The organism is Pantoea sp. NGS-ED-1003 (assembly GCF_000738765.1).
GTDB lineage: Bacteria > Pseudomonadota > Gammaproteobacteria > Enterobacterales > Enterobacteriaceae > Pantoea > Pantoea septica.
This window is the reverse complement of record NZ_JPQA01000023.1, coordinates 1-5,985: the sequence shown is the minus strand read 5'-3', so window position 1 is coordinate 5,985 and position 5,985 is coordinate 1. Positions and strand designations below refer to the sequence as shown.

Genomic DNA, 5,985 nt, shown 5'->3' with positions numbered 1-5,985 from the left:
TGAGGCAGCACCTGGCACGGCTGGGACGGAAGTCGCTGTCGTTCTCAAAATCGGTGGAGCTGCATGACAAAGTCATCGGGCATTATCTGAACATAAAACACTATCAATAAGTTGGAGTCATTACCCGCGCGTCGAAAAGATTAAACAGGCGATGCGCAACGGCGAACTACAGATGGACGCCGATAAAATCGCCGACGCGCTGCTGCGAAATATCCTTGAAGAGGGGTGACAGAGGCGCTCATGGAGAGTTTACAGGCCGCCTTAACCAGGCTGCAGGAAACGCTCAGTGAACTGGATGGCGTGCTGGCCGAAGAGATCAAACAGCTCAGCGGCGCGACTATCCATCCGGTTTCCCTTCAGCACCTTTCCGATATGAAAAGCCGCCTGCTGGCGACTGTCGCCTGGCATGACGAACAGCGGAAACAGCAGGAAGATCGTCTGCAGCTGTTTGCCCCCTATCAGCCGCAGCCTGCGCTGGCCGCACAGTGGAGCGTCATGCTGCCGATGATTAAACGGGCCAGCGAAATGAACCAGCAAACCCGCCAGCTGCTGGAGATGCATCTGCAGCGAGCGCGCCATTTAACCCGCGCGATAGATAAAACGGCGGCGGCCCCCGGGCTTTATACTGCTGGCGGGCAATCGGACTCTAACGGCTCGACGCGCGCTTACGATATTACTATCTAGCCGCCCTGGGGTGGCGGTCTTTACCCTCCTTTCCCGCTGTGCGATGGCGGTCTTTAACGCCCCTTTCCCGCTGTGCGATGCCAATACTTAATGCGCTTTCTGCCATGCGATGGCGGTCTTTATCCCCCTTTCCCGCTGTGCGATGGCAATACTTAATGCCCCTTCCGCCGTGCGATGGTGAGCTTTAACGCCCCTTTTTCGTTAGCGGGGGCTCTCCTGCTCCGCCATGCGATAACCGGCTGACGCCACGAAATAGCTCTTCGCGGCCTCATGGCGCTCCTGATGCTACCGCCCGCTGGCCGCTTCAGCGGCGCTAAACGCTTTGCCGCCTGCACGCCCGCGAAATTGGTCCTACCAAAACCTGTTGTTTGTGACAAATCTTCCAGCCTCAAATGAAAGTTTTAGCGAAAGATTGCATTCATCCCCGCACCAGATAAACAATTCTTTAACATTTACGCGCTTTTTGGTCTGACCAGCCTTGCGGCTGCGTGCTGTCTGACTGCGGCGCTCCCCGACCGCTGCCGTTTACAGGCAGGCACTCTTCTGGAGAATCAGGATCATGCAAAACTGGCAGCAACTTTACGATCCGCTCGATAATATCTGGCTGTCGAGCCTGATTGCGGCGCTTCCCATTCTCTTTTTCTTTTTCGCGCTGACGCGGCTGCGGATGAAAGGCTATCTCGCCGGCACCATCACGGTGCTGATCGCGCTGGCGGTGGCGCTGCTGTTCTACCGTATGCCGATCGACCAGGCGCTCGCCTCCGCCGTTTACGGTTTCTTCTACGGTCTGTGGCCTATCGCCTGGATTATCGTCGCCGCGGTGTTCGTGTATAAAATTACGGTGAAAACCGGCCAGTTTGGCATCATTCGCAACTCCATTTTGTCGATTACCGAAGATCAACGCCTGCAGATGTTGATCGTCGGCTTCGCCTTCGGATCCTTTCTGGAAGGCGCCGCCGGCTTCGGCGCGCCGGTGGCGATCACCGCCGCGCTGCTGGTCGGTTTGGGCTTTAAGCCAGTCTACGCCGCCGGGCTTTGCCTGATTGTGAACACCGCGCCGGTCGCCTTCGGCGCGATGGGCATTCCGATTATCGTCGCCGGCCAGGTCACCGGCGTGGATGCAATGGCGATCAGCCAGATGGCGGGGCGCCAGTTGCCGTTCCTGACCATGATCGTGCTGTTCTGGGTCATGGCGATCATGGATGGCTGGCGCGGGGTGAAAGAGACCTGGCCTGCAGTGGTGGTCTCCGGCGGCTCTTTCGCTATCGCCCAGTACCTGACCTCCAACTTCCTCGGCCCGGAGCTGCCGGACGTGATCTCCGCACTGGTCTCCCTGCTCTGCCTGACGCTGTTCCTGCGCGTCTGGAAGCCGGCGCGCATTTTCCGCTTTGCTGGCGAGGAGGAAAGCGGCGAACCGCAGCGCGTCGAGCGCTACAGCGCGGCGCAGGTGATGCGCGCCTGGATGCCGTTCCTGTTTTTGACGCTGACCGTCACCCTGTGGAGCATTCCGCCGTTTAAGGCGCTGTTCGCACCCGGCGGCGCGCTGTATGACTGGGTCTTCTCTTTCGCCGTGCCGTTCCTGCATCAGCAAGTGATCAAGATGCCGCCGGTGGTCGCCACCGCCACGCCTTACGCCGCTATCTACAAGCTCGACTGGTTCTCTGCCACCGGCACGGCAATTTTTATCGCTGCGCTGCTGTCGGTGATCTGGCTGCGCATGCGCCCCGCGCAGGCGATAAGCGCCTTTGGCGAAACCCTGCGCGAGCTGGCGCTGCCGATTTACTCCATCGGCGCGGTGCTGGCGTTCGCCTTTATCTCCAACTATTCGGGCCTCTCTACCACGCTGGCGCTGGCACTGGCCCATACCGGCAACGCCTTCACCTTCTTTTCACCGTTTCTCGGCTGGCTGGGCGTATTCCTCACCGGCTCCGATACCTCCTCTAACGCGCTGTTCGCCGCCCTGCAGGCGACCACCGCGCAGCAGATCGGCGTGCCGGAGGTGCTGCTGGTCGCCGCCAACACCACCGGCGGCGTTACCGGCAAAATGATTTCACCGCAGTCGATCGCTATCGCCTGCGCCGCGGTGGGGCTGGTCGGCAAAGAGGCCGACCTGTTCCGCTTTACCGTTAAGCACAGCCTGATTTTCACCTGCATCGTGGGGATTATCACTTCGCTGCAGGCCTGGGTTTTCCCGTGGATGATCCCGTAATGCATGAAGAACAACGCCTGGCGGAGAGCCTGGCGCAACGCCTGAGGGCTTTTATTGACGAGCAGCGGCTGCAGCCGGGCGAACGGCTGCCGGCGGAGCGCCAGCTGGCGCAGCAGCTGACAGCCTCCCGTTCGTCGCTGCGCGAGGCGCTGCAGAGACTGATCAGCGAAGGGGTACTGATCAGCCGGCGCGGCGGCGGCAACTTTATTGCCGAACGCCCGGCGGACTGGTCGGCGTCGCGGCTGGTGATGCCGCTCAGCACCCTGCTGGCGGACGACCCCGGTTACCGCTACGACGTGCTGGAAGCGCGCATCGCCATTGAATCCAGCACGGCGTGGCACGCCGCGCGCCGCGCCACGCCGGAAGACAAAGCGCATATCGAGCGCTGCTATCAGATGATGCTGCAGGTCAGCGATCGCGACGATCCCGACCTGGCTGCCCACTCCGACGTGCGCTTTCATCTGGCGATCGCCGAGGCCGCCCACAACCTGGTGCTGCTGCAGGCGATGCGCGGTCTGTTCGATCTGCTGCAGTCGTCGGTGATGCAGAGCCGTCAGCGGATGTACACCGCGCCGGAGATTTTCCAGCAGCTGGCGGTGCAGCATCAGGCGATCTGTCAGGCGATTATCGCCGGCGATGCCGAACGGGCGCGCAGCGTCACTATCCACCACCTTGAATTTGTTGACGCCACCATGCGCAACCTGCATGAGGAAGAGGCGCGACGGGCGCGCAGTATGCGCATTCCGGACAGTAAAGCGTAAGCGAGGACTACCGTGATTATCTCATCAGCAAAAGATTACCGAGCCGCAGCGAAAGCCAAAGTGCCGCCGTTTCTGTTTCACTACGCCGACGGCGGCGCTTATGACGAGTACACCCTGAAACGCAACAGCGACGATCTGGCGCAAATCGCGCTGCGCCAGCGCATTCTGCGCAATATGTCCTCGCTGAGCCTGGAAACGCAGCTGTTCGGCGAGACGCTATCGATGCCGGTGGCGCTGGCGCCCGTCGGCCTGTGCGGCATGTATGCGCGTCGGGGCGAGGTACAGGCGGCGCGCGCGGCGGATAAAAAGGGCATTCCTTTTACGCTCTCCACCGTGTCGCTCTGCCCGATTGAAGAGGTCGCCCCGGCGATGCAGCGCCCGATGTGGTTCCAGCTCTATGTGCTGCGCGATCGCGGCTTTATGCGCAACGTGCTGGAGCGGGCGCAGGCGGCGGGCTGCTCGACGCTGGTGTTTACCGTCGATATGCCGGTGCCGGGCGCGCGCTATCGCGATGCGCACTCCGGTATGAGCGGCCCGAACGCGGCGATGCGCCGCTATCTGCAATCGGCGCTCTATCCGCAATGGGCCTGGGATGTCGGCATTCATGGCCGCCCGCACGATCTTGGCAATATCTCCGCCTACCGCGGCGAGCCGACCCACCTGGAGGATTACATTGGCTGGCTGGGCAATAACTTTGACCCTTCGATCTCGTGGAGCGACCTGGAGTGGATCCGCGATTTCTGGAAGGGGCCGATGATCATCAAAGGCATCCTTGACCCGGAGGATGCGTGCGACGCGGTACGTTTCGGCGCGGACGGTATCGTGGTATCGAACCATGGCGGCCGCCAGCTGGACGGCGTACTCTCCTCGGCGCGCGCGCTGCCCGCCATCGCCGACGCGGTAAAGGGCGAACTGGCGATCCTGGCGGACGGCGGCGTACGCAGCGGGCTGGATGTGGTGCGCATGATCGCGCTGGGCGCGGATACCGTGCTGCTGGGCCGCGCGTTTCTCTATGCGCTGGCGGCGGCGGGCGAGGCGGGCGTCAGCAATCTGCTGAACCTGTTTGAAAAAGAGATACGCGTGGCGATGACGCTGACCGGCGCGCGCTCGATCGCGGAAATTACCCGCGATTCGCTGGTGCAGGCGGCGGCGCCGATGGAGCCTGACGCGCTGGCGAAGGCGGTAGCCAACGACTAAGGCGCGGCCATAAAAACAGAAAACCCGGCGGAGAGGCCGGGTTTTTTATCTTATCTGCTCACGCCTGAGGCTCAGAACTGTTCCCAGCCCCCCTGTGAGGCGGTCGCCGCGGCCGGCGTCGGCGTCAGCACGCGCGGACGCGGCGCGCTGACCGCCGGACTGCGCTCAAAGCCGCGCTGCGCGGTTTTAAACACGGCCACCGTCTGTTCCAGCTGTCGCGCCTGATCTTCCAGCGACGAGGCGGCAGCGGAGGACTCTTCAACCAGCGCGGCGTTCTGCTGCGTGGTGGTATCCATCTCGGTCATCGCCTGGCCGATCTGCAGGATGCCGCGGCTCTGCTCTTCGGAGGCGCTGGCGATCTCGTTCATGATGCCGCTCACCTGAGAGACGGAGCGCACGATGTCATCCATCGCCTGCCCGGCGCTGCTGACCAGCCGCGAGCCATTATCGACCTTCTGCCCCGCTTCATTGATCAGCGTTTCAATTTCGCGTGCCGCCGTGGCGCTGCGCTGTGCCAGACTGCGCACTTCGCCTGCCACCACCGCAAAGCCGCGGCCCTGCTCGCCGGCGCGCGCTGCTTCCACCGCCGCGTTCAGCGCCAGAATGTTGGTCTGGAAAGCAATACCGTTGATCAGGTGATGCTGCCAACTTACTGATTTAGTGTATGATGGTGTTTTTGAGGTGCTCCAGTGGCTTCAGTTTCTATCACCTGTCCCTCCTGTTCAGCTACTGACGGGGTGGTGCGTAACGGCAAAAGCACTGCCGGACATCAGCGCTATCTCTGCTCTCACTGCCGTAAAACATGGCAACTGCAGTTCACTTACACCGCTTCTCAACCCGGTACGCACCAGAAAATCATTGATATGGCCATGAATGGCGCTGGATGCCGGGCAACCGCCCGCATTATGGGCGTTGGCCTCAACACGATTTTACGTCACTTAAAAAACTCAGGCCGCAGTCGGTAACCTCGCGCATACAGCCGGGCAGTGACGTCATCGTCTGCGCGGAAATGGACGAACAGTGGGGCTATGTCGGGGCTAAATCGCGCCAGCGCTGGCTGTTTTACGCGTATGACAGGCTCCGGAAGACGGTTGTTGCGCACGTATTCGGTGAACGCACTATGGCGACGCTGGG

5 protein-coding genes and 3 pseudogenes are annotated in these 5,985 nt (G+C 61.6%); 7 read left to right on the top strand and 1 reads right to left on the bottom strand.

What is annotated here, in order from left to right:
- The 6 genes and pseudogenes from JS46_RS23780 to lldD all read left to right on the top strand — a co-directional run.
- The coding region (locus tag JS46_RS23780; protein ID WP_019725171.1) for an IS1 family transposase at positions 1-110 on the top strand (110 nt) is incomplete at its 5' end.
- Between the two features lie 17 nt (positions 111-127).
- A pseudogene (locus JS46_RS23985) lies at positions 128-229 on the top strand (flagellar biosynthesis anti-sigma factor FlgM); the annotation flags it as partial.
- Positions 230-240: 11 nt separating this feature from the next.
- Complete coding sequence (locus JS46_RS22355; RefSeq protein ID WP_033755977.1) at positions 241-684, top strand: flagella synthesis protein FlgN; 444 nt, start codon at positions 241-243, stop codon at positions 682-684.
- A gap of 559 nt (positions 685-1,243) precedes the next feature.
- Positions 1,244-2,893 (top strand): L-lactate permease, encoded by a 1,650-nt coding sequence (gene lldP, locus JS46_RS22350; protein WP_033755975.1) that lies wholly within the window; start codon positions 1,244-1,246, stop codon positions 2,891-2,893.
- Positions 2,893-3,654 carry a transcriptional regulator LldR gene (lldR, locus tag JS46_RS22345; protein WP_033755973.1) on the top strand — a complete coding sequence of 254 codons (762 nt, stop codon included), beginning with the start codon at positions 2,893-2,895 and terminating at the stop codon, positions 3,652-3,654. The genes lldP and lldR overlap by 1 nt, the downstream gene beginning before the upstream one ends.
- A gap of 12 nt (positions 3,655-3,666) precedes the next feature.
- The gene (gene lldD, locus JS46_RS22340) at positions 3,667-4,851 is read left to right on the top strand and encodes an FMN-dependent L-lactate dehydrogenase LldD (RefSeq protein WP_048786605.1); all 1,185 of its coding nucleotides are present in this window, start codon (positions 3,667-3,669) and stop codon (positions 4,849-4,851) included.
- Positions 4,852-4,922: 71 nt separating this feature from the next.
- Here the strand turns inward: lldD and JS46_RS22335 are convergent.
- Positions 4,923-5,486 (bottom strand): annotated as a pseudogene (locus JS46_RS22335) (methyl-accepting chemotaxis protein); the annotation flags it as partial.
- Between the two features lie 54 nt (positions 5,487-5,540).
- Between JS46_RS22335 and JS46_RS23980 the strand changes: the two are divergent.
- A pseudogene (locus JS46_RS23980) lies at positions 5,541-5,985 on the top strand (IS1 family transposase); the annotation flags it as partial.

Coding starts and splice junctions, on each gene's coding strand:
- lldR (WP_033755973.1), top strand. CDS start 2,893: ATGCATGAAGAACAACGCCTGGCGGAGAGCCTGGCGCAACGCCTGAGG.
- JS46_RS22355 (WP_033755977.1), top strand. CDS start 241: ATGGAGAGTTTACAGGCCGCCTTAACCAGGCTGCAGGAAACGCTCAGT.
- lldP (WP_033755975.1), top strand. CDS start 1,244: ATGCAAAACTGGCAGCAACTTTACGATCCGCTCGATAATATCTGGCTG.